Below are 26,133 nucleotides of genomic sequence, written 5' to 3' on the forward strand. Positions count from 1 at the left end.
TGCTTTTTCTCGTCAACCACCGGAGCACACCATGCACGACTCGCACCGCAGATCCCTTCTGAAGTCCACGGCCGCATTGAGCTTGCTCGGTGCGACCGGAACATTGTTCGCAGCCTCGAAGCTCAAGCCCAACGACAAGTCGGCGCTGATCGTCATCGACGTGCAGAACTGCTTCGTCGATGGCGGCACGCTGCCCGTGAAAGGTGGCGCCGAGGTGGTGCCGGTGATCAACAAGCTGGCCGAGTCGTTCGAGAACATCGTGGTCACGCAGGACTGGCACACGCAGGGCCACGCATCGTTCGCGAGCGCACACGCTGGCCAGAAGCCGTTCAGCAGCATCAAGCTCTCGTACGGCAACCAGGTGCTCTGGCCCGACCACTGCGTGCAAGGCACCGACGACGCGGCGCTGCACAAGGACCTGAAGCTCCCCACCGCGCAGGTCATCGTCCGCAAGGGCTTCCACAAGGGCGTGGACAGCTACTCCGCTTTCGAGGAGGCCGACCGCAAGACCGCCACCGGCCTGGGCGGCTACCTCAAGCAGCGCGGCATCAAGACGGTGTACGTGGCGGGCCTCGCCACCGACTTTTGCGTGGCCTGGACCGCGCTCGATGCGCGCAAGGCCGGCTTCGAGGTCTACGTGATCGAGGACGCCACGCGCGCCATCGACCTCAACGGCTCGCTCGCCGCGGCATGGAAGCAGATGACGGCCAAGGGCGTCAAGCGCATCCAGTCCACCGACATCCTGGCCGCCTGAGCACGCGTCCCGCCCACCGCGTTGATCACCCCCGCATCCACAACAACGACAGCAAAGAGCTTGACGACGCAATGACGATTTCGATTTCAAGGCGCACCCTGGTGGCGGGCGGCGCAGCCCTGGCCGTGGGCCCCGGTCTTCTGGGTTCGGCGCGTGCCAATAACGGCGTGACCGACAGCCTCATCCGCATCGGCCAGTCGGCCGTGTTCAGCGGCCCGGCGAAGGACTTCGGCGTCGACTACCGTGCGGGCATCAAGCTTTATTTCGACCGGGTCAACAGGTCCGGCGGCATCAACGGCCGCAAGATCGAGCTCGTCTCGTACGACGATGCCTACGACCCTGCGAAGACGGCCGCCAACACGGCCAAGCTGATCGATGAGGACAAGGTCTTCGCGCTCGCGGGCTTCGTCGCCACCGGCAACCTCGCGGCCGCGATGCCGCTGGCCGAGAAGGCCGGCGTGCCCATGTTCGCGCCGCTGGTGGGCACCACCTCGTTCCGAACCAAGGTCAACCGCCTGCTGTTCCACGTGCGCGCGGGCTACGACCTGGAGCTTCGCAAGATCATCAGCCATCTCTCGACCATCGGCATCTCGTCGCTCGCGGTGGTCTACCAGGACAGCGCCTTCGGCAAGTCGAACCTCGCCACCTGCGAGCAGCTGGCCGCCGACTACAAGGTGCAGGTGACCAAGACGCTGCCGCTCGCCATCGCGGCCGAGGACGCGAAGCAGGTGGTCGCCAGCCTGGCCGACACGAAGCCCGGCGCGGTGCTGATGATCATGGCCGGCCGCATGGTCGAGGTGTTCATGCGCGACTACCGCGCCAACGGCGTGGGCGCGCCGCTCTACACGCTGTCGGTCGGCATCACCGACGCGGCGGGGTCCGCGAAGCGGCTCGACGGCAAGCTCGCGGGCCTGGTCACGGCCAGCATCGTGCCGCCGCCGCAGGCCCTGCGCGTACCCATCGTGGCCGATTACCAGCGCGACCGCGCCGAGTTTGGCGAGAAGATCGACAGCTACACCACGCTCGAAGGCTACATCGCCTCGCGCGTGATGGTCGAAGGCCTGCGCCGCGCGGGCAAGACGCTCACGCGCGACAGCTTCATTGCCGGCCTCGAAGGCATCGGCAGCACGCGCTTCGGCGACTTTCCGATCGACTACAGCGCGAAGAACCACAACGGCTCGACCTTCGTGGACCTGGAGATGTACACCCGTGACGGCCAGTTGCGGCGCTGAGCCGCTGCACCTCGAGGTCAACGGACAGGCCTGTTCGATCCCGGGCGTGCCGCGCGAGGCCACGCTGCTGCACCTCTTGCGCAACGACCTGGGCCTGAACGGGCCCAAGTACGGCTGCGGCCTGGGCCAGTGCGGCGCATGCACCGTGCACGTCGACGGCGTGGCGGCGCGTGCCTGCGTGATTCCCGCGCATGGCGTGGCGGGCCGCGCCATCACCACGCTCGAAGGCCTGGGCACGCGCGGGCGCTGGCACCCCGTGCAGGCCGCCTTCGAGGACGCGCAGGCCGCGCAGTGCGGCTATTGCCTCAACGGCATGGTGATGCAGGCCACGGCGCTGCTCGCGCGCGATCCGCAGGCGAGCGAGGCGCGGATTCGCAGCGAGCTGTCGGGCAACCTGTGCCGATGCGGGACGCACATCGAAATCCTGGACGCGGTGCAGCGTGCCGCGGTGCGCATGCGCGCGGAGACAAACCGATGAGCAGCCCGTCATCTTGTCCCCTCTCCCTGTCTTGTCCCCTCTCCCTCCGGGAGAGGGCTAGGGTGAGGGCATCGGCCTTCGCCCAAGCATCGCCCCCGCAGGCCCTCACCCCAACCCTCTCCCAGAGGGAGAGGGAGCAAGAACCATGACGCGGCGCGCCGATCTGCCGCGCACCCGCGCGGACTTTCTCTCGGCCGACGGCGTCCTGCTCGTCGTGCGCGAAACCCCGCCCGCACCGCCGCCCGCCAAGGGCCAGCCCACGGCCGTGGCCGGCAACCCCGCCGAAGGCGACGAGATCCTGCTGGCCGTGTGGGACGACGGCAGCGCATCGGCGCTCAACGGCCACGTCGACCTGGGCACCGGCATCCAGACCGCGCTCGCGCAGATCGTGGCCGAAGAGCTCGACCTCGGCATGCCCTGCGTGCGCATGATGCTCGGCGACACGGCGCGCGCGCCCAACCAGGGTGCGACGATCGCCAGCGCCTCGATCCAGATCCATTCGCAGCCGCTGCGCCTGGCCGCGGCACAGGCGCGCGCGTGGCTGCTCGCGCGCGCGGCCGATCGGCTCGGAGTCGCAGTGCAAGCGCTGCAGGTGCGCAACGGTGTCGTGCGCTTGGCCGAGGAACCCGACCGCCGCATCGACTACGCCGACCTCGTTGCGGGCCAACGCACCGTGCTGCGCCTGGACCCGCATGCACAGCCCAAGGCACCGGCCGACTACCGCATCGTCGGCACGCGCCAGGCGCGCGTGGACATACCCGCCAAGCTCGCGGGCGAGAGCGTGTTCGTGCACGACATGCGCGTGCCCGGCATGCTGCATGGCCGCGTGGTGCGCCCGCCGTATGCGGGCGCCGACCATGGCGAATTCATCGGCAACACGCTCGATGCGGTCGACGAATCGTCGATCGCGCACATCCCCGGCATTCGCGCCGTGGTCGTGGTCCGCGATTTCGTCGGCATCGTGGCCGAGCGCGAAGAGCACGCGGAGCAGGCGCTGCGCGAACTGCGCGTCACCTGGAAGCCCTGGCCCGGCATGCCGGACCTGTCCGACCTGGCGCAGGCCCTGCGCGACAACCCGTCGACCCAGCGCCTGCTCGTCGATGAGGGCGACGTCGATGGCGCACTGGCCGCGGCCGCGCAGCCGATGCACCGCACCTACGTGTGGCCTTACCAGATGCACGCGTCCATCGGCCCTTCGTGCGCGCTGGCGGATTGGCAGCCCCGGGACGGCAGCGGCATGCAGCTGCGCGTATGGGCCGGCTCGCAGAACCCGCACGTGCTTCGCGCCGATCTTGCAAAGCTCATGGGCGTGGACGACGTGCAGGTCGATGTCGTCCGCATGGAAGCCGCGGGCTGCTACGGCCGCAACGGCGCCGACGACGTGGCGGCCGATGCCGCGCTGCTCGCGCGTGCCGTGGGAGCGCCGGTGCGCGTGCAGCTCACGCGCGAGCAGGAGCATGCATGGGAGCCCAAGGGCGCCGCGCAGCTGATGGAGGTCGATGGCGGGCTCATGGCCGACGGCCGCATCGCCGCCTACGACTTCGAGACTTCCTATCCATCCAACGGTGCGCCGACGCTCGCACTGCTGCTCACGCGCACCATCGAGCCCGTGGCGCAGGCTTTCGAAATGGGCGACCGCACGGCGCGCCCGCCCTACAGCGTCGACAACCTGCGCGTGAAGGTCAACGACATGGCGCCGATCGTGCGCGCCTCGTGGCTGCGCGGCGTGTCGGCGCTGCCGAGTTCGTTCGCACACGAGTCGTACATCGACGAACTGGCCACTGCCGCGGGCGTCGATCCGGTGCAGTTCCGCCTGCGCCACCTGAACGATCCGCGCGCCGTCGAGCTGGTGCAGGCCACCGCGCAGAAAGCTGGCTGGCGCATGCGCACCGGCCCTCAGGAGAACGCCGACGGCGGCCTGGGCGAGGGCGGCGACATCCTCTTTGGCCAGGGCTTTGCTTATGCGCGCTACATCCACAGCAAGTGGCCCGGCTTCGGCGCCGCATGGGCCGCCTGGGTGGCCGATGTCGAGGTCAACCGCAAGACCGGCGAGGTGCACGTGCGCCGCGTGGTGGTGGGGCATGACGCGGGACTGATGATCAACCCCGCGGGGGTCGAGCACCAGGTGCACGGCAACGTGATCCAGACCACCAGCCGCGCACTCAAGGAAGAGGTGCGGTTCGCGCCGCAGCAGGGCGCGGCAAACGGCGGGCCGCAGCTGCCCGGCGTGCTGCCCTCCGGCGTGGTCGCGAGCCGCGAGTGGGGCAGCTACCCGATCATCAACTTCCGCGAAGTTCCGGTGGTCGAGATCATGCACATGCCGCGGCCCGGTGAGCCGTCGCTGGGCGCGGGCGAGTCGTCGTCGGTGCCGGGCACGGCGGCGATTGCGAATGCGATCTTCGATGCGACCGGCGTGCGGTTTCGCGAGCCGCCGTTCACGGCGGAGAAGGTGCTGGCGGCGCTCCGTCCCTTGACCTCGGATTTGCCCCCTCTCCCTCCGGGAGAGGGTTGGGGTGAGGGCGAGCGGCCTGCGAATAGAGACGCCGTCGCACCCTCATCCCAACCTTCTCCCAGAGGGAGAAGGAGCAATACAGCATGGCCGCAGCGCAAGGGCCTCCTCGCCACAGGCGCCGCCCTCTTCATCGGCGGCATCGGCCTCATCGCCGGCCTGCTCGGCTGGCGCTCCGCCATCGCCCCGGTCTCGCTCAGTGCGCCGGTCTACAGCCAGGCCACCGTCGAACGCGGCCGGGTGCTCGCCGCGCTCGGCGACTGCGCCGTGTGCCACACCGCAGCGGGTGGCGCGCCCAACGCGGGCGGCCGCGCGATGGAGACGCCCTTCGGCACGCTCTACACCACCAACCTCACGCCCGATGCCGACACGGGCCTCGGCCGCTGGTCGTTCAGCGCCTTCCAGCGCGCGATGCGCGAAGGCGTCTCGCGCGACGGCCATCACCTGTACCCCGCGTTCCCGTACACCGCGTTCGCAAAGACCAGCGACGACGACCTGCAGGCGCTCTATGCGTACTTCATGTCCATGCCCGCGGTGCGCGCCGAGACGCCGAAGGCCGAGCTGAAATTTCCGTTCAGCATGCGGCCGCTCATGGCCGGATGGAACGCGCTCTTCCATGACCCGGCGCCCTTGCAGCCGGTGGCCGCGCAGAACGCGGAATGGAACCGCGGCGCCTACCTCGTCAACGGCCTGGGCCATTGCGGCGCGTGCCACACGCCGCGCAACGCGCTCGGCGCGGAGCAGGGCGGCAGCGCCTTCCTCTCGGGCGCGATGGTCGAGGGCTGGGAGGCACCGGCGCTCACCGGGCTTTCGAAGTCAGCCGTGCCATGGGATGCCGACGAGCTGTACCGCTACCTGCGCCAGGGCCACACCCGGCGCCACGGCATCGCAGGCGGACCGATGGCCGAGGTGGTGCGCGAACTCGCCGAGGTGCCCGATGCCGACGTGCGCGCCATGGCCACCTACCTGGCCTCTTTCGATCCCGCGCCGGCAGCGCAGCCGCAGGCCGTGGCGCAGCAGGCGGTCGACACCGCCGCACGCACGCAGGGCCAGCTGCTCGGCCCGGCGCAGCGCATGTTCGACAGCGCCTGCGCGTCGTGCCATCACGACGGCGACGGCCCCACGCTGCTGGGTGTGAACACGCCGCTCGCGCTCAACAGCAACCTCACGAGCGCGCGGCCCGACAACCTGCTGCGCACCATCCTCGATGGCGTGCGAGAGCCCGCGAGCCGCGGCATCGGCTTCATGCCGGCCTTCCGCGAGGCGCTCGACGACCGGCAGGTCGCCGAACTCGCGGGCTACATGCGCGCGCGCTTCGCGCCGCAGGAGCCGGCGTGGAAGAACCTGCCGGCGGAGGTGGCGCGCGTGCGTGCCGCGCGCGGGCATGGCGCGCCATAGCGGCGCCAGTCTTCGGCGAGCAGCGTGAGGGAAGAGATTGATTCAGAATGTCCGCTCCCTGAACCCCCAGTGCCCCCGGAGACAACATGCCCCTCGATCTTTCCCCCGCCACCAGCCTTCCCCGCGACGCCGAGCGTGCGACCCTCGTCGGCCGCATCTGGCAGCCCGGCGTGGGCCCCGTTCTGGTCGCGGTGCATGACGGCGCGCTGCACGATCTCTCCGCGCTGGCGCCGACCATGAGCGACTTGCTCGAGGGCGCGGAGTCGCCGTCGGCCGGCGTGCGCGCCGCGTTGAAGGCGGGCACGGCACCTCGCATCGCCGAGCTGTCGGCCGTGCTCGCCAACAGCGACGCCACCGCGCGCGACGAAGCGAAGCCCTGGCTGCTTGCGCCGTGTGACCTGCAGGCCATCAAGGCCAGCGGCGTGACCTTCGTCGAAAGCCTGCTCGAGCGCGTGATCGAAGAGCAGGCGCGCGGCGATGCATCGCGCGCCGAGAGCACGCGTGCGGCGCTCAGCGGCGTGCTCGGCGACAACCTCGCGGGCATCGTCCCGGGCTCGGCCGAGGCGGCGAAGGTCAAGGAAGTCCTGATCGCACAGGGCGCGTGGTCGCAGTACCTCGAAGTCGGTATCGGGCCCGATGCCGAGATCTTCACCAAGGCGCCGGTGCTCTCGGCCGTGGGCACGGGTGCCGACGTCGGCATCCATGCCGCATCGGTGTGGAACAACCCCGAGCCCGAGGTGGTGCTTGCGGTGAACAGCCGCGGCGAGACGCTCGGCGCGGCGCTGGGCAACGACGTCAACCTGCGCGACTTCGAAGGCCGCAGCGCGTTGCTGCTCGGCAAGGCCAAGGACAACAACGCGTCATGCGCCATCGGCCCGTTCATCCGCCTGTTCGATGCGCACTTCGGCATCGACGACGTGCGCCGCATCACGGTGGCGCTCGAAGTGGCGGGTCCCGAAGGCTTCATGCTCGAGGGCTCGAGCTCGCTCGCGAAGATCAGCCGCGATCCGCTGGACCTCGTCTCGCAGGCGATCGGCGCGCACCACGACTATCCCGACGGCTTCATGCTGTTTCTCGGCACCATGTTCGCGCCGACGCAGGACCGCCATGGTCCCGGGCAGGGCTTCACCCACGTCGTGGGCGACCGCGTGCGCATCGCGGCGCCGGAACTCGGCGCGCTCGTGAACCGCGTGGTGCATTCGGACCAGGCACCCCGGTGGACTTTCGGGCTGAGCGCGCTGATGCGCAATCTTGGCGCACGCGGACTGCTGTAAAGAGTCTTCTTTCTACGCTGCGGGAGAGTTCAGGCAGCGGTGCCGGCGGCATCGCGCCAGCGCTGCGCCGCGACCAGTGCCAGCACCGCGACCACGCTGGCCCCCAGCAGCACCCAGAGGCCGGTCGTGTAGCCGGTGTCCGGCTGCCACAGCACGCCCAGCATCAGCGGCGCCAGCGCGCGCGCAATGGCGCTCGGCAAGCCCAGCGCGCCGTTGAGCGTGGCCACGTGCTCGCGGTTCACGTACTGCGCGATGGCCGTGCCCTTCACGATCGTGAGCATGCCGTTGCCCATGCCGTAGAAGAAGACGAACAGCACCGCGGCGCCCGGATGGGCCGCGCCCGCGAGCAGCGCGAGCAGCCCGATCGGGATCAGGCAGGGAATCAGCCGATTCGCAAGATGCAGGTCGAAATGGTGTTCGAAGAAATACAGCAGCGCCCGCCCCAGCACCTGCACCAGCCCGATGCCCGCGGGCAGCGCGATGGCCCACGACTCGGCAAGGCCCGCGCCACGCAGCAGGCTCACCATGTGTGGCGGCAGCGCGGCCGTGACAGCCATCAGCAGCACCGTGAACACGCCCACGAAAAGGAACGGCGCGCTGCGCATGTAGTGGCTCGCGGGATGGCTGCCGGGTGCGGCCCCGGTCGCCTTGCCGGCGGTTGGCGCAGGTGTCGTGGGTGCCGTGGGTGTCGCGGGCGGAGGCGCATGCCGCAGTACGCGGGCATGCAGCGGCACGCAGACGAACAGGTGGATGCCCGCGAGCACCCAGAGCGCATGCCGCCAGCCGAGCTCCGCAATCAGCCACGCCACCAGCGGGATGAACACCGTGCTCGCGAGCCCGCCGAGAAAGGTCAGCGTGATGATCGCGCGGCGAAAGTCGTGGGGGAAGCGGCGGGTCACGATCGAGAACGCCGGGTTGTAGAGCGTGGCCGCTAAACCCGCGCCGAGCAGCGTCCAGGCCAGGTAGAAGCCGAGCGCGCCTTGCACCAGGCTGTGCAGCAGCAGCCCGGCCGCAACAGCCAGCGAGCCGCCCGCCATCACCGCGCGCTCGTGCCCGCGGTCGATCCAGCGGCCGACGGGCCATGCCAGCGCGCCCTCGGCCAGCAGCGCGAGGCTGAAGGCGAGCGAAGACTGCGCCCGGCTCAGGCCCAGTTCGCGTTCGACTGGCTCCATCAGCAGGGCGAAGGCGTAGAACACGCTGCCCCAGGTGATGAGCTGGCCGACGGACAGCCAGCCCACCATGCGGCGGTCGTAGAGGGTGGGGGAGGGCGCGTTCACTGCCAGCATTGTTGCTCGGCAAAATGCCATCGTTCAGTAGAACGCAGGAGATCTCGGCCTTGAGGGTCGGGGCGAGATTTGGCATGGGCGCCCGTGACATTTCATCGCAGTGCCTGCGGCTCATGTTCTTGCTCTCGCAAGTTGACGCTAGCCCCACGCCAGCGACAGTTGCGGGGAGACGGCTTCCGGAACAAATCGTAGCGGCCGATCCACGGCCGCATGCGCCAGCCGTGTGAACCTAAGCGTTCATTGCAAACAGCGGCCACGTGCAATATTTGGCACTTCCAAAGGTGAATCGCGCGAGCTCATCTTTGTTGACAAGTGTGTTTGCGTACTCCTCCCAGAATCCCGGCCAGGCAGTCGCTGTGTTCCGTCAAAAGCGCCAGACCACAGGGTCAATCAAGGGAGAGAAATCATCATGTCCGCACTCCGTGCTGCGCGCACGCGCACGCTCGAAATCCACAGCCCCGCCATCCCCGAGTTCCTGGGCCGCCCGGCGCTCGAACCGGTGCGCCTGTCCGGCCGCGAAGGCCTGAACAGCCTGTTCGCGTACGACCTCTTCCTGAAGACCCCCGATGACCTGAACCTCGGCGCCAGCGGCGCGGCCGACTGGGACCTGGACAGCTTCATCGGCCGCGAGATCAGCTGCACCATCCAGCTGGACGGCATGGGCGAGTTCCTGCCCGGGGCCGTCGGCGCCTCCGTCGACCACCTGGGCGCCGGCGAGCGCCAGATCAACGCCCTCGTCACCGGCGCCTGCGTCTGGGGCGAGGAGGGCCGCCATGTGCAGTACAAGCTCACCCTGCGCCCCTGGCTGCACCTGGCCACCCTGAGCACCGACTGCAGGATCTTCCAGAACAAGAGCGCCATCCACATCCTGGACGAACTGCTGGCCGACTATGCGTTCCCGGTCGACAAGCGCCTCATCGAGACCTACCCCAGCCGCGACTACCAGACCCAGTTCAACGAGAGCGACTTCGCGTTCTTCAGCCGCCTCACCCAGGAATGGGGCATCAGCTACTTCTTCGAGCATTCCGCGACCGAAGGGGCCTCCGGTCCCGGCAAGCACCGGCTCGTGCTCATCGACAACATGGGCGCGTACAAGCACAACGACAGCGCCGCCTACCGCGAGGTCCAATACCACGCCCCGGGCTGGAAGACCGATGCCGAATATCTGCACAGCTTCGTCCCCGCGAACCACCTGACCAGCGGCCAGTATGCCAGCCGCGACTACGACTACACCCGGCCCAAGGCCGACCTGACTCAGGGCCGCAAGGACCCGCGCCCGACCGGCCAGGCCGACGCCGAGGTCTACCAGTGGCATGCAGGGCAGGCTGGCAGCCACTACGCCCAGCCCAAGGCCGGCAGCGCCCAGGCCAACGACCCCCAGGCCGAAGGCCGCCAGCTCGCCCTCTTGCGCATGCAGGCCCTGCGCACCCATGGCGCCCGCGCCCAGGCCAGCGGCAACCTGCGCGGCATGGTCCCGGGCTGCACCTTCAGGCTTCAGAAGCATCCGCGCCAGCAGGCCAACGCCGAGTACCTGATCCTGGACACCCGCCTGATGATCGAGGACGTCGCGCAGGACAGCCAGATCCGGGAGGCGGCCGACGGCCGCAAGCAGCACTGGAAGGTCGAGGTCGACTTCACCGCCCATCCGATGTCCGAGCCGCTGCGCCCAGCGCTCACGCAGGCCAAGCCCTTCACCCACGGCCCGCAGACCGCGCTGGTGGTCGGCCCCGAAGGCCAGAACCTGTGGACCGACGAGCTCGGCCGCATCAAGGTGCAGTTTCCCTGGGACCGCATCGGCCAGAAGAACCAGCACAGCACCTGCTGGCTGCGCGTTGCCAGCCCATGGGCCGGCAACCAGCTGGGCGGCGTGCAGCTGCCGCGCATCGGCCAGGAGGTGATCGTCGACTGCATCGGCGGGGACCCGGACCTGCCGGTGTGCACGGGGCGGGTGCACAACCAGAGCAACCTGCCGCCCTGGGCGCTGCCGGGGCAGAGTGCGTTGTCGGGCTTCCGCTCGAGGGAACTCACCAAGGAAGGCGGCAACAGCGCTGCGGGCCGCAGCAATCACCTGATCCTCGATGACACCGAATCGAAGATCCAGGTGCAGCTCAAGAGCGACCACCAGCACAGCCAGCTGAGCCTGGGGCACATCACGCGCATCGAGGACAACGCAGGGCGCAAGGACCCGCGCGGCGAGGGCTATGAGCTGCGCACGGACGGCCACGGCGTGCTGCGTGCCGCTGACGGCATGCTCATCACCACCGAAGCCCGCATGGATGCCGCGGGACACGCCAAGGACCTGGGCGATGCCATCCAGCGGCTCACGCTCGCGCGCGATCTGGTCGAAGGCCAGTCCGACGCCGCGCGCATCAGCCAGGCGCAGGTCAACGGCGACCAGGACGCGGTTGCCAAGTCCCTCAAGCAGTTCAACGACACCCTCAAGGGCAGCGGCGGCGACCCCCAAGCCGGCCAGTTTCCCGAGCTGGCCGACCCGCACATGGTGCTCGCCAGCCCGAGCGGCATGGCCTTCACCTCGGGCGGCTCGACCCACATCGCCAGCACCGAGCACACGCAAGTCACCAGTTCCAGGCACACCAGCATCAACAGCGGCGGCAGCCTGCTCGCGGTCGCGCTGGAGGCCTTCAAGGTCTATGCCATGCAAAACGGCATGGAGATGATTGCTGCCCAGGCCGACATCGAGATCAAGGCGCTGAAGAACTCCATCAAGATGATGGCCAAGGACAAGATCGAGCTGACGGCCGACTTCATCGACATCATCGCCAAGACCCGGCTCACCATCAATGGTGGCGGCAGCTACGAAGAGTATGCCGCCGGCAAGATCATCAAGGGCACCACCGGCCAGTACATCACCCACGCGACGGTCCACAGCTACGCACCCGGCAACTATCGCCCTACCAAGCCGGTGAACGGCGACGGCTGCAGTGGCAAGGAAAAGGCGGCCGACAACGGCGTCAACTCGGTCGCGCGTTCATGAACGATGACGCCCTCGCGCCCTGTCTCACGCTTGTCGATGCGCTGATCCAGAGTTGGAGCGATTTGACCGTGTTCCCGCCGGCCCGGCTGAAGAACAGCTCCCGGGTCAAGCCGCCACCTGTGCCGCAGCGGGCCTACCTGCTGTTCAACCGATGGGATGACAACCTGCTTGCGCAGTCGTTGGAGCAGGACTTTTCCAGCTGGACGCGCGATCGCGTCGCCGTGCCTGACCGCCAGTTTCAGGATCGCCTCGAGCACGCCCCTTTTGTGCTGGAGCTGCCGGAGGAAATGATCATCGCCCCTGCGGCTTCCCAGAATCGCGCGATCCGCGAATGGTTGGCGCGATCGCTGGCGTACGCTGGAAAGCAGGTCAGTGAGCGCACGTCCAAGCAGGATCTTTGCGGCGTGATCATCAGCCCCGCATCGCCTCAGGCCATCACCCGCCATTGGGTCAGTCTGGGCGATCAACGCCCGCCTTATCAAGACGACAGCGTGCTGTTCCGCTACCACGACCCTCGCGTGATGCAGCGGGTATGGCCGGCCCTGAGTCCGCTGCAGCAAAGCCGATGGCTGGGCCCGATCTTGCACTGGTGGTCGATCCTGCAGCCCTGGGGGCCGTTCGGCGCGTCGCCTGAACCGCTCCAATGGTTTCGTGCCAAAGCGCCCGCCCTGGCGCATGGTGAACCGGCAGGAGGGTCTCCGAGCGACCTGTTCGACGAGCTGCAATGGCGTCTCTCGGGCAGTTCAGCGCAGGCCAATCTCATCTGGCGCGGCTATGCCGACAACCACATACCGGTCGCGGCCCAGCCCGATGCGGGCAGCCTGCTGCAGATGCTGGCCGACGCCGCTCGGCTGGGCCTGGAAGGGGTCAACCTCGAAGACTATGTTTGGGTCACCTGGACGCACGCGCCCAAGGAAGGTCCGCCCCGCGCCATGGACTGGAACCTTCCCCATCTGGCGCCGACCTTGAGTCTGATCGAAGCGCAGCTGCGCAGCCAGCCCGACGCTCGTTTCTCGAGCCTTTTCGTACAGGCCGTCCAGGCCCGGACTTGAGAGCACCATGGCCCACACCACTCCTTGCGAGCAATGCGCCCAGACCGGGCTGCCCATTCTTTTCACACGCTATGCCGCGGCGTACAGCGCGACGAGGGATGGAATGGCCGCGCTCGATGCGCTCAAGCCCGGCGGCAAGCTCAAAGCCGAACCCGGTGGCGTGAGCTTGAAGACCGCCAGATACAACCTGCGCATGCTGCGCGGCGGCTATCTGTACCTGCGCATGGAATCTGTCTTCCGAACTCCTGAATGGCTGGCCTTTGCCGTCCATCCACATGGATACCTCACAAAGATCGACATCAATCATCCGGAGCAGACCGCCTGCGAAGCCGCTTGCCGGCCCAACGAATGGGGCGCCAACAGGAGCCTGGTGTGGATCAAGGACGCCGAGAACATCACCAAGCTCCAGTGCATGTTCCACCCCGACCCGGTCGATCCCCAGCACCTGAAAAATGTAATCGACCACGAACCCGACAAGTACATGCAGACTTTCAAGGTCTCCGCATGGGTCAAAGGCTCGACCGCGCAGGACGACACCCTGCAGCCCGAAGCGGCAGACGCCATGGTCATGGAATTCAAGGCCTTGTCCGATGACGCGCTTCAAACCGCAGGCACCGAACAATTCTTCGGGCTCATGGGCCGCAGCCCTCAAGAGCGCGGCTGGGGCGACTACAGCGAGGTGCGCGAGGGCCGCCACTTCGCTGGCCAGCACGATGAATCCAGAGAGCTCGACGGAACCATCACCCGCAGCGACAACCCGGGCTTGTCGGGCGCCATCAGCACCGGCTCCTACGTGGCCCATGCGCGGGGGCTTCCCTACGGCCAGGCCCACGGCCCGCGCCTGCGCAAGATGGTCGATTTCCTGAAAGCCCACAAGGGCGCCGTCGTCGCCTGCGACGATCCCCTGGGCATCGCCATGGAGTTGAGCCTGCACCATCTCACGGCGGCTGTTCCCTACGTGGATTGGCTCAAGGCAACCGACGGCAAAGGCGTCAGCAACCAGTGGAAGCAGGCCGCCAGCGAAAGCGTGCGCACCATGCGCCTGGCACTGGCCCACAAGGCCGTGGAAGCCTACGACGACGCCACAGACCGGCTGAAAAACACGAAAGAAGCGCTGGTGGGCGGCTACCCCGGATCGGACTCCCATCAGCCCGTCAAGCTGCGCCGCGCCGACGGCACGTACGAAGAAGTGTCGCTCGCCGAACTCAACCGGCGCCGCGCGGCGGAGCTGGATACACACATCGGCGCCCGCGAAAGCGACCGCGCAGTCCTGGGGAGCCAGGCCGCCAGCGCAGACGCGCTGGCACGCGTAGCCGGGTACTGCGACATGGGTGCCGTCGCCGCATTCGACGCGCTGCACAAGACCGAACTCGGCAAGCGCGACGCCCTGATGGACAGGCTCGCCGTCGACCTGCACGCATGGCTCCAGGCCGACGCCCTCACCGAGAGGGCGCTGGGACGCTACAACGACAAGGCCAGCATCGACTCCGGCGACGGTGCGCGCTGTGCCGGACAGTTGTGCGCCATCCTGCTGCAGATCGACAGTGCCCCCAAGGGCCGCCAGTGGTACGCCGCGCTCGACCTGTTTGCGCCCGGCACCAAGAACCTCGTGTGGCGCATGCTGAGCCTGAACAACGCCGAAATCAGCGCCGAACTGCATGCCGCACTCGAGTTGCTCACAGCCCCGCTGCCGCCGGCCCGGCCTCGAGGTGAACCACGCCGAGGAACTCGCCCGCGAGCAAAAGGCCTATGGCACCGCGATGGCGGCGCTGGGCCAACTGAGCAAGACCCTCGGCGCAAGCGACAAGATCAACAAGGGCTTGCCCCAAAGTGCTCGATTCCGGCCTCAAGCGGCTGGAACGCCTGCAGGCGGGCGGTGAACTCGCCAAGGTGGTCTACGACAGCCCGCACGCCGTGCTCGGCGCAGCCGCGATGGCGCGCTTCAAGGCCCTGCCCGCAGCACGCGCCGAAAGCTTCATCGCCAAGGCTCAATTGATGCTGCTGGCCCGTGGGCTGGGCCAGCAGGCCATGGCCTTCACCCGGAACCAGCAGGCCAACGCACTGACGAAAGCGACCGCCAGGCAGGCGCGCTACACGCAGCGCCGGATAGAAAAGGCCATCCAGGGCCAGATTGCAGAAACGGCCGGCAAGGACATGCGCCTGCCCAACGTGCTGCTGGCGTTGAACGCACTGGCCATCCTGCCGGCACTGGCCAATGCCAATACCCGGCGCGACGAGCGCACCACCACCGAGCTGATGGGCGCGATGGCGGGGCTGGTGGGCAGCATGCGGCAGTGGCGGGCCGACCTGTACGAGAAGGCGCTGTTCAAGCAGCTGCCCGACGCGGTCTACAAGACCCACAAGGCGGGCATGGCGAGGGCGACGCAGGCGGAGTTGCTGGCGATGAAGGCGGGGGCGGCGCACCTCGTGGTGGCGGGGGCGGTTGTGGGGGTGGGGTGGGATGCGGTGGATGGAAGAAAGGCGCAGCGCGAAGATGAGAGTGCGCTTGCCTGGGCGTATTACGGGCGTGCCGCGACTGGCGGTGCCACCATCTTCGGCACTATCGTTGGCGCCAGTTATCTCGAAGCCCCACTCCGGCTGGTGCGCTTCAACCTCGTCACGGCAATTGCTTCCGGCGCATTGACCATCGCCATCGGCAAGCTCAAGGGCGATGCCTGGGCCAACTGGCTGCAAGCCCAGCCTTTCCATCAGGCCAACAGCAAGAAGATCCCTCACAAGAGCGAAAAAGAGACGATGAGCAAGCTGGCCGATGCACTGACGGAATTTGATTAAGGGTCGACATGTTCAATTGCGAATCTGGTTTTGTTGTTCACCGAAAGAAGCACGGGCAGCGTGAAGCCGTCGAGTTGATTGCAGACATCAACCGCTACACGAAGCTCCAGTCACCCAAGGACAAGCCAAAGAAGAACGGGGACTCGCAGCCTACGCTGGACTGGCAGCGTGCACTGTTTGATCGCAACGAGCACTTCATTGAGCTCTCCAACATGGGGGGGGAGGACAGGTCGTTGATGTTGATGTTGACGGGATTGCTCTTAGGTCTACTTGGGTTCGCTGTATTTGTTTGGATATCAATGACAGTAGATCAGCCTGTGTTCAGTAAATGGTGGAACCTATCGATGTTCTTTGGAGCATGCATGACATCAGTCGTGCTCTGGCTCAACTACATGCTCTGGCCCCTCCAGTACGCGCCCAACTTCTTCACCCTCCTGCGCGCGCGCTACCGCTTCAACCGAACCGCCCGCAAGGTCTATGTGCTGCGCCCCGCGCGCTACGGCGGCAACGTGGTGCTGGACTGGGACCGCGTGCAGGCCCATGTGGACTGGTGCGCCCCGCGAGAGATGACCCATGATGACCTGCGCGACCCCGTGGCGCGCCAGGCCCGCCAGGACAACCGAGGCGGCCAGTTCGGCCTCTGCGGCCTGGTCCTGTACTGGCCACCCCTGGATGCTGCCGACAAGGAGCGCAAGGGCGAAGATGTCCTGTGGGTCGGCCCCAAGCTGGCCGGAGAAAACCTCTGGCAGTACATCCGCACCTTCATGGAAGAAGGCATGGATGCGGTGCCCGAGCCCACGGAGTACGAGTGGCTGCGCAAGGGCTTCCATTCGGTGGGCCAGCACGTCGAGGAGACCGTGCTCGGGCCGTCCCGCGTGCTCGACCGCCTCGGTGGGCGTGCGGGCGAAGGCGAGGCGTCCGCCCAGACCCACTTCAACTTCATGCTCAACGCCGTGTGGGCGCCGCTGCACTGCCTGGCCGAGCGGCTGTGTTCGTGGCCGACCTTCCCCGAGGAATGGAACAGCGACTGTGGCCAGAAGCGGCGCGAGAGCGGCCTGGGGCCCGAAGAGCCGCTGCGGTGGACGGCCAGATGAAGCTTTGCCGCCGAAAAGAGACGATGAGCAAGCTGGCCAATGCGTTGGCGGAAATCGAGTAAGAGGCCGGCATGTTCAATTGCGAATCTGGTTTTGTTGTTCACCGCAAGAAGCACGGGCAGCGTGAAGCCGTCGAACTGATTGCAGACATCAACCACCACACCAAACTCCAGACACCCAAGGACAAGCCGAAGAAGAACGGGGACTCGCAGGCGGCGCTGGACTGGCAGCGCGCATTGTTTGATCGCAACGAGCATTTCATCGAGCTGTCCAACATGGGGGAGGAGGACAGGTCGTTGATGTTGATGTTGTCAGGTTTTTTGCTGGTGGGGCTCTTCGGGCTAGCCGTTCTTGCTTGGACACTCGAATTAGCTGGTGGGCATGCATCTACGAACGATTTGTACTGGGGAATACTGTTTGCTTTCGGTATGACGGCCTTTGCCCTGTGGCTCAACTACATGCTCTGGCCCCTCCAGTACGCGCCCAACTTCTTCACCCTCCTGCGCGCGCGCTACCGCTTCAACCGAACCACCCGCAAGGTCTATGTGCTGCGCCCCGCGCGCTACGGCGGCAACGTGGTGCTGGACTGGGACCGCGTGCAGGCCCATGTGGACTGGTGCGCCCCGCGCGAGATGACCCATGATGACCTGCGCGACCCCGTGGCGCGCCAGGCCCGCCAGGACAACCGAGGCGGCCAGTTCGGCCTCTGCGGCCTGGTCCTGTACTGGCCACCCCTGGATGCTGCCGACAAGGAGCGCAAGGGCGAAGATGTCCTGTGGGTCGGCCCCAAGCTGGCCGGAGAAAACCTCTGGCAGTACATCCGCATCTTCATGGAAGAAGGCATGGATGCGGTGCCCGAGCCCACGGAGTACGAGTGGCTGCGCAAGGGCTTCCATACGGTAGGCCAGCACGTCGAGGAGACCGTGCTCGGGCCGTCCCGCGTGCTCGACCGCCTCGGTGGGCGTGCGGGCGAAGGCGAGGCGTCCGCCCAGACCCACTTCAACTTCATGCTCAACGCCGTGTGGGCGCCGCTGCACTGCCTGGCCGAACGTCTTTGTTCGTGGCCGACCTTCCCCGAGGAATGGAACAGCGACTGTGGCCAGAAGCGGCGCGAGAGCGGCCTGGGGCCCGAAGAGCCGCTGCGGTGGACGGCCAGATGAAGCTGCCCAGATAAAGACGCCCTGTTTATGCCTCTTCTGGAAAAAGTCAAGCTCGCCGCCGAAGGCCACGTCAAGCATGCCGAGCAAAGGCTGGTGGAGGCGTCCCGGCCGCCGGTACCGCCCGAAACCCTGCTGAACGGCCGGCAGCAGCTCGCACGCCTGTCACCGCAACCCGACCGGCGCGTGGCTGTGCTGGCCGCGCCGGCGCCGCTGATCGAAGCGGCACGGCCGCTGCTCAATGTCCTGGTGAACCTGCCGCAGACGCCGCTCGACGCCGACCAGCTCACGGCCTTGCATGCGCTGCTGGCGCGCGAGATTGCCAGCTTCCAGTCGGTGTGCCGCGAAGCGCGCATGCCCATCGAGGAAATCTTCGGCGCCAGCTATGCCCTCTGCGCTGCCCTGGACGAAGCGGCCTGCATGACGTGCTGGGGCGGCGCCACCGGCGAAGAAGCGGGGGAGTGGGCCTCGCGCCTCTTGGCGGTGCAGTTTCATGGCGATGCCCAGGGTGGCGTGAAGATGTTCAAGCTGCTGGGGCTGGTGTTGCCTCTGGCACCCATGCACATCGACCTTCTGGACCTGCTCCATCGCATCCTGGAGATGGGCTTCATGGGCAAGTATCGCGAATCCCCGAGGGGTCCCCGTGTGCTGGACGATCTCTGCCGCAAGCTCGAAGACAAGATCACGACCGTGCGAAGGCAGCAGGCGGAGGAGGCGGAATGGGAACGAGCCAATCCCCCGCCAGCGATCGCCGAAGCGCCAGACCCCCAGGTGCCGCGTGCCGAGATGCCGGAGTGGGCCGCCTTTGTATTGCAGGAAATCGTGCCGCTGGTGGTGATAGCAGCGGTTGCAGCGGTAGTCGTCTGGTGGTTCTTTTTTCAGGGGAGACAATTTTCATCATGAGCGCCCAACAAATCATCCTGGACCACGACAAGTGGCGCAAGGGCGCCGGCGGCGCACCGGCTGGACTTGCAAGTGAAAGCGACGGCAATGTCTATGCGGGTCTGGACCTCAACCTGATCACGTTCACGTTCAGCAACTTCAGCGGCAGCAGCTTCACTTCGACAACCTTCCGCGACGCCGTCTGGACGTCATGCCGGTTCATCGGCTGCTCTTTCAGCCATTGCGACATGCAGGCCATCAAGATCAGCGGCTGCACCTTCATGAGCTGCACGTTCAGCGCCTCGCAGCTCAAGGACAGCACCCTTGCCAACTGCTCGTTCAGCCAATGCAACTGGTCGGACCTGAACTTCGATGCGAGCCAATGGGCGCAAGTGAAGCTGCTGGACTGCACCGGCCGGCAGGTGAACGCGGTGGACCTCCGGGGCGATCAGGTCGACTTCACGGGCAGCCAGTTCGAGGACATGCAACTCACCGGCGCTCGGATCAATTGAAGATGAAGACACGATGCCAGCGCGAAGACCTCGACCATTGTCAGGCAACGGCAGCATCTGATGAAGTGATGCAGGTGAGCGTGAAGCACGAGACGAACATGAACTCCAAAGGTGTTGCATGAGCCTTCCAGCAGACAAGCCCGAGACCAAGTCGATCAGCGTGCAGACACTATTGACTGTACTTCCCGTCTTGTCTGGTGGGTTGTATGCCATCGGCATGACTTACCAGGAAGGTTACTTCGCCGGTTTCGGCGTGGAGAGCTCGTCGTTCTCCTTGCCGCCAGATCGCATTCTGTTCCTGGGCTTGACTTCGCTGATCTCGTTTGGCATTGGGCCATTGGCCTACAGCGTTCTCGTCCTGCTGGCATTGGTTTCGGCTGTCTTGATTGCGGCTGTCCTGTCTTCGCTTCCCGCTGTAAAACAACGTCAGGCAAGGTCCGCCGAGTGGCTGGCTTCCAAGCGAAGCACGAGCAAACCCGCGCCTTCGATGATCGCTTTGATTGACAAGGGCGAGGTGCTCTACGGCTATGTCGTCGGGATACTGGCTATCGCCTTTGCGCTCGTTCTGGCAGCGGTCTTCTCATGGAAGACGGGCACGGAGCATGCCGAGATCGACATCAAGAAATGGCAGGACGGGCGGACGCGGATTTCGACTTTTGTGGTTGATGGCGAACTCCCATTGTCATCGTTCCAAATTGCATGTGGCGCGATCTATTGCGCTTTCTGGACAGGCAGTGAAGCGCGGTTGGTACGACACGAGCAGATCAAGCAATTGAAGTCGCGCCCACCTGCTGCGGAGAATTCGGCAGCGGTACCCAGTACCGGCAGATAAGACCCCGGAGTCCAGCGGCAGGCCGGACAATCAGATAGCGAAAACAAGCTTAACGAGCTGATGCCGGTTCATACGGGGCGCGGCGCGTACAAGGAAGAAGCTCATGCGCGCTCGGCATTGCCTCGCAAAGCCCGCCGGTACTGCACCGCCTCGGCCACGTGCTCCGTGCGCACCGACTCGGCGCCCGCAAGATCAGCCACCGTGCGCGCCACCTTGAGCGCGCGGTGCGTGCTGCGCGCGGACCAGCCGAGCTTGGCGGCGGCGTTGACCATGAACTTGCGGGCCGCATCGTCGAGCGCGGCGTGCTGGTCGATGGCGCCGGCCTGCAGCGCCTGGTTGGGGCTGCCCTGGCGCTGCAGAGCGAAATCGCGAGCGGCCATCACGCGGATGCGGATGGCGGCTGTCGATTCGCCGGCGGGCGCGCCGAGCAGCTGCTGCGCCGAGACGGCGGGCACTTCGATGTGCAGGTCGATGCGGTCGAGCAGCGGGCCGCTGAGCTTGCCCTGGTAGCGCAGGATCTGGTCGGGCGTGCAGCGGCAGGACTTGAGGCTGGAGCCCAGATAGCCGCAAGGGCAGGGGTTCATTGCCGCGATGAGCTGGAAGCGGGCGGGAAACTCGGCGCGCCGGGCGGCCCGCGCGATGGTGATGGTGCCGGTCTCGAGCGGCTCGCGCAGGGCCTCGAGCGCCGAGCGCGCGAACTCGGGGAATTCGTCCAGGAACAGCACGCCGTGGTGCGCCTGCGAGATCTCGCCCGGCCGCGGCGGCGATCCGCCGCCCACCAGCGCCACGGCGCTCGAGGTGTGGTGCGGCGCTGAGGTGGGCCGCGTCATCCAGCGCGCGGTCGAGAAGCTGCCGCCCAGGCTGGCCACCGCCGCGCTCTCCAGCGCCTCGTCCACGGTCATGGGCGGCAGCAAGCCGGCAAAGCGCTGTGCCAGCATGGACTTGCCCGAGCCGGGCTCCCCGACCATCAGCAGGCTGTGTCCGCCCGCGGCCGCGATCTCCAGGGCGCGGCGGGCGCCGGCATGCCCCTTCACGTCGGACAGGTCGGCATAGAGCGGCATGGCGGCTGCGGCCGCTGCCTGCACCCGGGCCCAGCCGTCCGCGGCCGGCGGCTCGGCCTGCGGCCCGGCGGCGTCCTCGGCCATGAAGCGCCGCACCACGTCCAGCAGGTGTTTGGCGCCGTAGACCTCGCCGCCGGGCACCAGTGCGGCCTCTTGCGCGCTTTCGGTGGGCAGCACCAGCCGGGTGGCGATGCCGCGGGTGTGAAGGGCCAGCGCCATGGCCAGCGCGCCGCGCACGGGCCGCAGTTCGCCCGAGAGGGAGAGTTCGCCGGCAAATTCATGGCCGGCAAGGCGGGCGCCCTGGATCTGATCGCTGGCCGCCAGGATGCCGAGCGCAATGGGGAGGTCGAAGCGGCCGGAATCCTTGGGCAGGTCGGCCGGCGCCAGGTTGACCGTGATCCGCTTGTTGTTGGGAAATTCGAGCCCGGCGTTCTGGATGGCCGACCGCACGCGTTCGCGGGCTTCCTTGACTTCTGTTTCGGCCAGGCCCACGAGCGTGAAGCTCGGCAAGCCGTTGGCCAAATGCACCTCAACCGTGACGCTGGCCGCTTCCAGGCCCAGCAAAGCACGGCTTTGCACCAAAGACAAGCTCATTTTTATGACTCTCCCCATTGTGGTGCGCCCATTTTTGGCCGGGCTTGTGCACCGCGGGGTCCGTCGGACCCCGCATTTGAAACGTTTGTAAATTTCGTCGGGGCGTGTGGATGAGCGGGGAGCCGGGCTGCGCGGCTGCAGAACGAGCACTTTGGCACGCTCCCTGCTACGAGACGGTGAACCCCCTTAACTTCCAACCCACTCCGAGGAGTCTCGATGATGCACCGTAAATTCGCCCAGGCAATGGCCGTGGCCGCCCTTGCTGCCCTGCCCATTGCTGGCGAGCGCCCAGCTCACGGGGAACGTGGCCCTGACCAGCAACTACAAGTTCCGCGGGCAGGACCAGGACATGATCGGGAAGAACGACTACGCCAAGACCAAGGGCTTCAAGCCCGCGATCCAGGGCGGCTTCGACTACGCCTTCGGCGAAACCGGCTTCTACATCGGCAACTGGAACTCCAGCGTCAACTGGCTCCAGGGCAACAGCATCGAGAGCGACATCTACGGCGGCTACAAGTTCAAGGCCGGTCCGTTCGACATGGACGTGGGCGCGCTCAGCTACATCTATCCGGGCAACTCCGCCGGCAACACCACCGAGCTCTATGGCGCCGGCACCTGGGCCGACGAGGCCATCGGCTCGTTCACGCTGAAGTACTCGCACACCGTGTCGAAGGACTACTTCGGCTACGCGGGCAACAAGGCCGGCTCGGGCCTGAAGGGCCGCAACACCGGCTACCTGAACCTGGCCTACAGCAAGGAAATCGTGCCCAAGCTCACGCTGAAGGCGGCCGTGGGCTACACCCACATGTCCAGCGACATCCGCAGCCTGGGCTTCAAGAGCTATGTCGACTACAACGTGGGCGTGTCTTACGACTTCGGCAACGGCCTGGCACTGGCCGGCTCGCTGCAGGGCGCCAACAAGAAGAGCTCCTACCTCGCGGTGAGCAACCCGGGCTACGACTTCGGCTTCGGCACCTTCGGCCAGCAGACCTATTCGCCGAACAAGGCGCGCTTCATCGTCACGCTCAGCAAGACGCTGTAAACACAAGAACAAGGTGCGGCCCAAGCTGCCGCACCATTCATTCCATCCAAGAAGGAGAAAGTCATGAAGCTGGTCACAGCCATCATCAAACCGTTCAAGCTCGACGAGGTGCGCGAAGCACTGTCGGCCATCGGCGTGCAGGGCATCACGGTCACGGAAGTCAAGGGATTCGGGCGCCAGAAGGGCCACACCGAGCTGTACCGCGGCGCCGAGTACGTGGTCGACTTCCTGCCCAAGGTCAAGATCGAAGCGGCAGTGTCCGACGACCTCGTCGACCGCGTGATCGAAGCGGTCGAAGGTGCGGCCCGCACCGGCAAGATCGGCGACGGGAAGATTTTTGTCTACAACCTCGAGCAGGTCGTCCGCATCCGCACCGGTGAAACCGGCCGCGAAGCTCTCTGATCAGCCCGGAAAACAACAACCATGAAAAAACTGCTTGTTTCTCTCGCGCTCGGACTGAGCCTGCTTGCTGCAGGCACCGCGAGCTTCGCCCAGGCGCCTGCTGCCACGGCAGAGGCGCCCGCGGCATCGGCGCCCGCAGCGGCCGCACCGGCACCCGCGGCCACTCCGGCTGCAGCAGCCCCTGCCGCCGCAGAGGCCGCACCCGCTGCGGCGCCCGCTCCTTCGTTCAACAAGGGTGACACCAGCTGGATGATGCTGTCCACGCTGCTCGTCATCATGATGACCGTCCCCGGCCTGGCCCTGTTCTACGGCGGCCTCGTTCGCAGCAAGAACATGCTGTCGGTGCTCATGCAGGTGATGGTCACCTTCTCGATGATCGTGGTGCTGTGGCTGATCTACGGCTACAGCCTCGCGTTCACCGAGGGGAACGCCTTCTTCGGCGGATTCGACCGGCTCTTCATGAAGGGGATCTTCGATCCGGCCACCGGCGTGTTCGCGCCCGGCGCCACCTTCAGCAAGGGCGTCTACATCCCCGAGCTGCTGTTCGCCGCGTTCCAGGCCACCTTCGCCGGCATCACCTGCTGCCTGATCGTGGGTGCCTTCGCGGAGCGCGCCAAGTTCTCGGCCGTGCTGCTGTTCATGGTGATCTGGTTCACCTTCAGCTATGCGCCGCTGGCCCACATGGTCTGGTTCTGGCTCGGCCCCGATGCCTACACCGCCGCCAACGTGGTGGATGCCAACAACGCCAAGGCCGGCCTGATCTGGCAATGGGGTGCGCTCGACTTCGCGGGCGGCACCGTGGTGCACATCAACGCCGCTGTCGCAGGCCTGGTCGGTGCATTCGTGATCGGCAAGCGCGTCGGCTACGGCAAGGAAGCCTTCACGCCGCATTCGCTCACGCTCACCATGGTCGGCGCCTCGCTGCTGTGGGTCGGCTGGTTCGGCTTCAATGCAGGTTCGGCGCTCGAAGCCGGCACCAGCGCCGTGCTCGCCTTCATGAACACGTTCACCGCCACCTCGGCCGCCGTGCTCGCATGGTGCATCGGTGAAGCGCTGATGCGCGGCAAGGCCTCGATGCTGGGCGCCGCCTCGGGCGCCGTCGCAGGCCTCGTGGCCATCACCCCGGCCGCCGGCAACGTCGGCCTGATGGGCGCCATCATCATCGGCTTCATCGCCGGCTTCGCCTGCCTCTGGGGCGTCAACGGCCTCAAGAAGCTGCTGGGCGCGGACGACTCGCTCGACGTGTTCGGCGTGCACGGTGTCGGCGGTATCGTCGGCGCGCTGCTCACCGGCGTGTTCAACACCCAGGCACTCGGCGGCCCCGGCCTCGTGGGCGACTGGGTCACGGCCAGCGTGGTGTCCAACGGCATCGGCGCACAGGTCTGGATCCAGCTCAAGGGCGTGCTGCTGACCATCGTCTGGTCGGGCGTGGTGGCGTTCATCGCCTTCAAGATCGCCGACCTGACCATCGGCCTGCGTGTGTCGGAAGAAGAAGAGCGCGAAGGCCTCGACATCTCCTCGCACGGCGAGACCGCATATAACAGGTAACCCCCCAAGCAATTGGCTACCCCCCAGTCTTCGCGCACTTCGTGTCGCTTCGCCAACCCCCCTGCTGGGGGCAACACCAGAGGCCCGGCAAAGCCGGTTCCTCGGTGTTTCGCGCAGAAGGCATACGAGGCGAGGGCTGGTTATAAGAACCAGAAGAAGCGACCCGTTTTCAGCAAGGTCTCCTTTGGATGTTCAGCCCGCGAGCGCTTCGGCGTCAGCGGGCTTTTTTTTGGCCTGCGGGGGAGCGGATGCACAATCCGTGGATCATGTGGACCACCCTCGAAGACAGCCTGTGCGCGCTCGGCGAATCGCCGTTCTGGCACCCGCACGAACGCTCGCTCTACTGGCTCGATATTCCGGGGCGCGCGGTGCTGCGCACGCGCGGCGAAATCGGCACCCCGGGCGCAACGGTGGAGCGCTGGGGCCTGCCGACGGAGCCTGGCTGCATGGCGCCGGCGCGAAGCGGCGGCCTGGCCATCGCGCTGCGCGACGGCATCTACCGTGCCCGCGAATGGGGCGGCGAGCTGGTCGCGATGGCGCGCGTCGAGCACGACGTGCGCACCATGCGTTTCAACGATGGCAAATGCGATGCAGCGGGCCGCTTCTGGGGCGGCTCGCTCAATGAAGCCAAGGACAAGGCCAACGCGGCGCTCTATTGTTTCGACGCGCGCACCGGCACCGGCGTGGCGCCCACGTTGACGCTGATGGCCAACGAGTCCACCACCGGCAACGGGCTCGCGTTCTCGCCCGATGCGCGCACCCTCTATTGGGCCGACACCGCGGCGCATGTGGTGTGCGCCTGGGACTGGGACGCCGAAGCCAATTCGCTCTCGCGCGCCCGCGTGTTCCACCGGTTCGAGCCCAAGCCCGAAGGCTGGACGCCGGACTCTTCCGTGCGCTACGAAGGCCGGCCGGACGGCGCAACGGTCGATGCAGCGGGCCACTATTGGGTCGCGATGTTCGAAGGCGCCCAGTTGCTGCGCTTCGCGCCGTCGGGCGAGATCGTGGGTTCGGTGCCGGTTCCGGTGCAATGTCCAACCATGCCGTGCTTCGGCGGCGACGACTTGAAGACGCTCTTCGTCACCAGCGGGCGCAAGGGCCGGCCCGCGGCGGAGATCGAGCGGTACCCGGCTTCCGGGGCCGTGATATCGATGCGCGTCGACACGCCTGGATTGCCTGTGAACTTCTTCGAGGACTAGGGTGAATCCTTGTCTTTTTGCTCGTCGCAACAGCCGCGC

20 protein-coding genes are annotated in these 26,133 nt (G+C 66.7%); 18 read left to right on the forward strand and 2 right to left on the reverse strand.

What is annotated here, in order from left to right; all coding sequences use genetic code 11:
* Positions 1-31 precede the first annotated feature (31 nt).
* The 5 genes from pncA to ABID97_RS03565 all read left to right on the forward strand — a co-directional run bounded on the left by pncA (position 32) and on the right by ABID97_RS03565 (position 7,645).
* Entirely contained in the window at positions 32-754 is a 723-nt protein-coding gene (gene pncA, locus ABID97_RS03545; RefSeq protein WP_354397181.1) for a bifunctional nicotinamidase/pyrazinamidase, read from the forward strand.
* A 71-nt stretch (positions 755-825) separates the two neighbouring features.
* The gene (locus tag ABID97_RS03550; RefSeq protein ID WP_354397182.1) at positions 826-1,986 is read left to right on the forward strand and encodes an ABC transporter substrate-binding protein; all 1,161 of its coding nucleotides are present in this window, start codon (positions 826-828) and stop codon (positions 1,984-1,986) included.
* A complete protein-coding gene (locus ABID97_RS03555; protein ID WP_354397183.1) occupies positions 1,964-2,464 on the forward strand; it encodes a (2Fe-2S)-binding protein in 501 nt (166 codons plus the stop codon). The genes ABID97_RS03550 and ABID97_RS03555 overlap by 23 nt, the downstream gene beginning before the upstream one ends.
* 145 nt (positions 2,465-2,609) lie before the next feature.
* Positions 2,610-6,371, forward strand: a complete 3,762-nt coding sequence (locus ABID97_RS03560) for a molybdopterin cofactor-binding domain-containing protein (RefSeq protein WP_354397184.1) — start codon at positions 2,610-2,612, stop codon at positions 6,369-6,371.
* An 86-nt stretch (positions 6,372-6,457) separates the two neighbouring features.
* Complete coding sequence (locus ABID97_RS03565) at positions 6,458-7,645, forward strand: fumarylacetoacetate hydrolase family protein (protein ID WP_354397185.1); 1,188 nt, start codon at positions 6,458-6,460, stop codon at positions 7,643-7,645.
* 29 nt (positions 7,646-7,674) lie between these two features.
* Here the strand turns inward: ABID97_RS03565 and ABID97_RS03570 are convergent, their stop codons facing one another.
* The gene (locus ABID97_RS03570; protein WP_354397186.1) at positions 7,675-8,922 is read right to left on the reverse strand and encodes an MFS transporter; all 1,248 of its coding nucleotides are present in this window, start codon (positions 8,920-8,922) and stop codon (positions 7,675-7,677) included.
* Positions 8,923-9,340: 418 nt separating this feature from the next.
* Here ABID97_RS03570 and ABID97_RS03575 point away from each other — a divergent pair, with 418 nt between their 5' ends.
* The 9 genes from ABID97_RS03575 (at position 9,341) to ABID97_RS03615 (ending at position 20,248) form a co-directional block, all read left to right on the forward strand.
* On the forward strand, positions 9,341-11,926 hold the full coding sequence (locus ABID97_RS03575) for a type VI secretion system Vgr family protein (protein ID WP_354397187.1): 2,586 nt from the start codon (positions 9,341-9,343) through the stop codon (positions 11,924-11,926).
* Complete coding sequence (locus tag ABID97_RS03580; RefSeq protein WP_354397188.1) at positions 11,923-12,978, forward strand: DUF4123 domain-containing protein; 1,056 nt, start codon at positions 11,923-11,925, stop codon at positions 12,976-12,978. Before ABID97_RS03575 ends, ABID97_RS03580 begins: the two co-directional genes overlap by 4 nt.
* A 7-nt stretch (positions 12,979-12,985) precedes the next feature.
* Positions 12,986-14,974, forward strand: a complete 1,989-nt coding sequence (locus ABID97_RS03585; protein ID WP_354397189.1) for a T6SS effector BTH_I2691 family protein — start codon at positions 12,986-12,988, stop codon at positions 14,972-14,974.
* Positions 14,911-15,771 (forward strand): hypothetical protein, encoded by an 861-nt coding sequence (locus ABID97_RS03590; RefSeq protein WP_354397190.1) that lies wholly within the window; start codon positions 14,911-14,913, stop codon positions 15,769-15,771. Before ABID97_RS03585 ends, ABID97_RS03590 begins: the two co-directional genes overlap by 64 nt.
* Before the next feature lie 362 nt (positions 15,772-16,133).
* Entirely contained in the window at positions 16,134-16,865 is a 732-nt protein-coding gene (locus ABID97_RS03595) for a hypothetical protein (protein ID WP_354397191.1), read from the forward strand.
* Between the two features lie 71 nt (positions 16,866-16,936).
* On the forward strand, positions 16,937-18,025 hold the full coding sequence (locus tag ABID97_RS03600) for an MFS transporter (protein ID WP_354397192.1): 1,089 nt from the start codon (positions 16,937-16,939) through the stop codon (positions 18,023-18,025).
* Between the two features lie 27 nt (positions 18,026-18,052).
* The gene (icmH, locus tag ABID97_RS03605) at positions 18,053-18,925 is read left to right on the forward strand and encodes a type IVB secretion system protein IcmH/DotU (RefSeq protein WP_354397193.1); all 873 of its coding nucleotides are present in this window, start codon (positions 18,053-18,055) and stop codon (positions 18,923-18,925) included.
* Positions 18,922-19,416, forward strand: a complete 495-nt coding sequence (locus ABID97_RS03610) for a pentapeptide repeat-containing protein (protein WP_354397194.1) — start codon at positions 18,922-18,924, stop codon at positions 19,414-19,416. Before icmH ends, ABID97_RS03610 begins: the two co-directional genes overlap by 4 nt.
* A gap of 118 nt (positions 19,417-19,534) precedes the next feature.
* Entirely contained in the window at positions 19,535-20,248 is a 714-nt protein-coding gene (locus tag ABID97_RS03615) for a hypothetical protein (protein ID WP_354397195.1), read from the forward strand.
* Positions 20,249-20,349: 101 nt separating this feature from the next.
* Here ABID97_RS03615 and ABID97_RS03620 read toward each other — a convergent pair whose 3' ends face one another.
* Positions 20,350-21,903 carry a YifB family Mg chelatase-like AAA ATPase gene (locus ABID97_RS03620; RefSeq protein WP_354397196.1) on the reverse strand — a complete coding sequence of 518 codons (1,554 nt, stop codon included), beginning with the start codon at positions 21,901-21,903 and terminating at the stop codon, positions 20,350-20,352.
* A 259-nt stretch (positions 21,904-22,162) separates the two neighbouring features.
* On the opposite strand from ABID97_RS03620, the gene ABID97_RS03625 reads away from it, so the two are divergent.
* The 4 genes from ABID97_RS03625 to ABID97_RS03640 all read left to right on the forward strand — a co-directional run bounded on the left by ABID97_RS03625 (position 22,163) and on the right by ABID97_RS03640 (position 26,094).
* Positions 22,163-22,945: a TorF family putative porin gene (locus ABID97_RS03625; protein WP_503012743.1), complete on the forward strand. Its 783-nt coding sequence runs from the start codon at positions 22,163-22,165 to the stop codon at positions 22,943-22,945.
* Positions 22,946-23,008: 63 nt separating this feature from the next.
* Positions 23,009-23,347 (forward strand): P-II family nitrogen regulator, encoded by a 339-nt coding sequence (gene glnK / locus ABID97_RS03630; RefSeq protein ID WP_007833403.1) that lies wholly within the window; start codon positions 23,009-23,011, stop codon positions 23,345-23,347.
* Positions 23,348-23,368: 21 nt separating this feature from the next.
* Positions 23,369-24,895, forward strand: a complete 1,527-nt coding sequence (locus ABID97_RS03635; RefSeq protein ID WP_354397197.1) for an ammonium transporter — start codon at positions 23,369-23,371, stop codon at positions 24,893-24,895.
* Positions 24,896-25,161: 266 nt separating this feature from the next.
* Positions 25,162-26,094 (forward strand): SMP-30/gluconolactonase/LRE family protein, encoded by a 933-nt coding sequence (locus tag ABID97_RS03640; RefSeq protein WP_354397198.1) that lies wholly within the window; start codon positions 25,162-25,164, stop codon positions 26,092-26,094.
* Positions 26,095-26,133 lie beyond the last annotated feature (39 nt).

This window comes from Variovorax sp. OAS795 (assembly GCF_040546685.1).
In the GTDB taxonomy this organism is placed as follows: Bacteria; Pseudomonadota; Gammaproteobacteria; order Burkholderiales; family Burkholderiaceae_C; genus Variovorax.